Source organism: Micromonospora sp. 15K316, assembly GCF_004348525.1.
Lineage (GTDB): Bacteria > Actinomycetota > Actinomycetes > Mycobacteriales > Micromonosporaceae > Micromonospora.
Genome location: NZ_SMKG01000355.1, coordinates 1 through 3,579 on the forward strand (window position 1 = coordinate 1; position 3,579 = coordinate 3,579).

At 71.6% G+C, this 3,579-nt stretch carries 4 protein-coding genes; 1 reads left to right on the forward strand and 3 read right to left on the reverse strand.

Features of this window, described 5'->3' with window-relative positions; translation table 11 throughout:
* The coding region (locus tag E1211_RS31265) for a hypothetical protein (protein ID WP_207915585.1) at positions 1-494 on the reverse strand (494 nt) is incomplete at its 3' end.
* Positions 495-557: 63 nt separating this feature from the next.
* Here E1211_RS31265 and E1211_RS31270 point away from each other — a divergent pair.
* A complete protein-coding gene (locus tag E1211_RS31270) occupies positions 558-809 on the forward strand; it encodes a hypothetical protein (RefSeq protein ID WP_132353709.1) in 252 nt (83 codons plus the stop codon).
* Here E1211_RS31270 and E1211_RS31275 read toward each other — a convergent pair.
* Together E1211_RS31275 and E1211_RS31280 are read right to left on the reverse strand one after the other, a co-directional pair.
* Entirely contained in the window at positions 806-3,034 is a 2,229-nt protein-coding gene (locus E1211_RS31275) for a hypothetical protein (protein WP_132353711.1), read from the reverse strand. The two genes, E1211_RS31270 and E1211_RS31275, sit on opposite strands and share 4 nt — an antisense overlap.
* Before the next feature lie 43 nt (positions 3,035-3,077).
* Positions 3,078-3,579: hypothetical protein (locus E1211_RS31280; RefSeq protein ID WP_207915586.1), on the reverse strand; the 502-nt coding region annotated here is incomplete at its 5' end.

A 3,579-nucleotide genomic window follows, 5' to 3' on the forward strand; every position in this document is an offset into this window, starting at 1 on the left:
CCATCCACCCCCACCGCCAGCAGCACCACCACCTGCACCGACCACAGCAGCAGCCACCCCGCCGCCCGCAGCCGGGCACGCACCACATGCCGAGGCAGGTGCCGGCGTCGCCGCGCCACCCCGGGCCGGTTGTGCTGGACGTTGTGCACCGGACGCTCCGCGATAATCGCCGCCCGCTCCGCGGCCTCGACCGCCTCCCGCGACGCCCACACACGCGGGTCGCGTTCCCAGCACGCCACCTGCGGGGCCCAGTCCTTGTCGTCAAGGTGTTCAGCCCACCGGGCGACCGCTGTCCGCTCCGTCACCCCGATGTACAGCAGGTACTGCCAGCCGCCGAGCAGCCTGCCCAGCAGCCGCGCCCGCCAGCCCGTCTCCGGCGGCAGGTCACCCCACGCCCGGTACAGGCGGAACTCACCCGGCGGGGCCCAGTTCGCCGGCCGCCGGCCAACCTGGCGGTGCCAGGACCGGCCGGTCACACTCGGCCGAACGGCCACCTGGCACCCCCGACACACCGGCCGGTGACGACACCTGTCGCACGGGCATGCCATCCTGTGGATATGTCGTACACCGAGCAGGAACGCCGCCAGTGGATCCAGCGTCTGCGGGACGCTGCGATCGAGGCCACCTGTGCAGGCGCCGACGACACTGACCTGCGCGACGCCCTCACCGAAGGGGTCGCGGAGGGACGGCGGCTGCTGGCGCTGCGCGCCCCCACCGTGCCCGCGCCTCGCCGTGACGCTGCCCGACCCCAGGTCACCCCGGAGTCGGGCAGCGCCCTCGGCAGGCTGTCCGCAGCGGTCGGCATCTAGACGGCCAGCCCGTAGAACGGGCCACCGGCCCTGGTGTCGTCCCGCACTACCTCGCCCGCGCCCACGAGCTTCGTCAACAGCTCGTGGGCGCGCTGCTTGGTGACGTCGTTACCAGTCGTCTCCCGGATCGCCGTGCGGATCTCGACCGCCGTCATCATCCGCGGGTACGCCTCGCGCAGCGCCTCCCGGATCAGGTCCCGCGTCTCCTTCTTCGGCTCGGTCAACGGCACCAGCTCGGCACCCGGGCTGGCCGGGCGTGCCGGGTCGGCGTCGAGGGCCAGGTGTGCCTCCGACAGTAGGGCCGCTGCGACCGCGTCCACGTCGTTCACCGGCACCGGCTGCTGCGGGGTCGGCTGCGCGGGCACCGTCACTGGGGTCTTCTCGTCCTCGGCGGCCGGCGCCTGCTGCTGGTCCACGGCGACACCAGCGCCGTGCGCGAGCCGGGCCAGCGCGGAGCCGGGCGCGGCCACCGGGGTCACGGTCGGCTCCGGCCGGGCGGGCGCGGTCGGTTCGTCGTCCTCGGGCAGATCCTCGTCGCGGAGCTCCGCGAGCATCGCCGCCTTCCGCTCCCAGCGGTTCTCGTAGACGAGGCCGGCGGCGACGTCCTGGAACACGGGGTGCTCCAGCAGGTCGGCGAACTTCGGGTCGCGCGGGTCCCGGCCGTCGAGGACGTCCGCGGCGGTGACGCGGCTGGCGACCAGGCGGCCCCGCTGGTCGAGGTCCGGGCGCAGGTCTGCGGTGGCGATGGCGTGCCGCTCGATCGACTTGACGTCCACGTTGACCGTGCGGACGAGGACCGGCCGGTAGTCACGGTCGGTGCGGTACAGGAACGCGGACCCAAGGTGCAGCAGCCGCACACGGCCCGGGTTCTTACCCAGCACGTGGTCGTACTCGCCTTCCTCGTCCATGCGCAGGCAGATTCGGATGCCCTGCACCGCCCGCAGACCCTTCTCCAGCAGGTCGCTGGTACCACGCAACACGGACTGGATGACCCGTGCACCTTCGGCGCGGCCGATCTGCGCGATGCGGGCGATGTACTGGTCGACCAGGGAGGCCAGCAGGCCGATCGCCTGCCGGATCTCCCCACCCTCGTCGGTGAGGATCACGATGGCCGGGAAGTCCTTGTCGACCGGCACGACGGTGGTGTTGGCGCGCCGCTTGCGGCGCATCGACTCCCGGTTCGTCTTGCGGTCCTTGGTGACAGCGATGAGGACAGCGCACATGGCGGCGGCTTCGATCTCGTCCTCGGCCACCCAGTCAATCGTGGGCTTCTTGGCCTCGCCGCGGGCGTAGGGGCCGAGCCACATGCTCGCCACACCACCACCGTTGAAGTCGATCACCCAGATGAGGGCGTCGGTGCAGCGGGCGAGGAACATGATGATCCGGTGCAGCAGGGTGGTCTTGCCGCTGCCGGTGGTGCCGCCGACGACCATGCCCTTCTGGCGCAGACACACCGTCATCGCTTCCCCGCGCGGGCTGGTCGCCAGGTCGAACTCGTCGTTGATCGACGCCGGGGTGGTGGGTTCGGAGATCATCCGGTCGTCGGCGAGGCAGTCGCGGGTCATCACGTCGAGGATCGCCGCGCCCTGGTGGGCGGCGTCGAGGATCCGTACGACGCAGCCCTGCGGCAGCTTGACCGCTCCGGCGATGTCGTCGGCGAGGGTCGACTCCGACATCTTCTTGACCGTCAGCCCCTCGGGCAGGTCGAGGTGAATCCTCGTACCGTCGTTGGGGTTCGGCCACGAGGTGATGCCCCGGACGATGACCTTCGCCTTCGTGAGGCGGCGCAGCAGCGCCTCCCACGCCGCCTCCTCGTCGCTGCGCGACTGGAACACCGGCTGCTGCGCCGCCGGCTGCTCGTGGCGGATGACCTGGGCGACGGTCACGGTCGGGGCGAGCACCCACTCCAGCAGCGCCAGGACCGCCGCCCAGCCGACGAGCAGCACGACCGAGACGGGCGACCAGCCCGCCAGGGCCACCCACGTCATCCACCCACCGCCCGCCAGCGCGGCCAGCACACGGTGAACCAGCACCCGCCCGCGCTCGGTGATGACGGTGATGATGCCGGTGATGAGCGCACCGATCAGGCCGGCGCCGATCCCCACCAGCCAGCTCTTATCGCCTTGCACGGTGCCGTGACGCAGGACAGCCGCCAGTACCAGCACGGCGATCGTCCAGGCCGGAACCCATACCGCCCCACTGCGGCGGCTGCCCTGCTCCTTCATGGTGGTACTCCTTCCGCTCGTCGGTGTCATCCAGTGGGGCCGATCAGGTGTCCCGCTCGGCGGAGCTCACGTCGGCGCGCTTCTCCGCCGCCCGGGAGCCGCGGACACCGTTGAGCCGGTCCTCGTCGGCGAACTGCGCCCGCTGGTACATGCCGTGCAACTCCTGGGCGCGAGCGGACACGGCCCGGTAGCGGGTGAGCACGGCCTCGGCCTCGGCCTTGATCGCGTCGAGGTCGGTGGCGACGGTTTCGACCTCGGCGGTGAGGGACTTCAGCACCGGCAGGTCGTTCTCGCTGTAGGTGGCGAGCTGCTTGACTGCGGCGGCCAGCACACCGGCCCGTTCCACGATCGGGGAGAGGTCCGTGGTGACCTCGTCGATCGAGGGGGTGATTTCGCGCAGGGTGCGGCCCCACCGCTGGAGGCTCATGTCCTCGGTGATGCGGATGCCCATCGTGTTGTTCCTTCCGTTCCGTGCCTCGCGGGGAGGCGGGGTCTTGGCCGGCTGCGGGCGCGGTGCCTGCGCCGGTGGCTTACGGGTGGGGGTC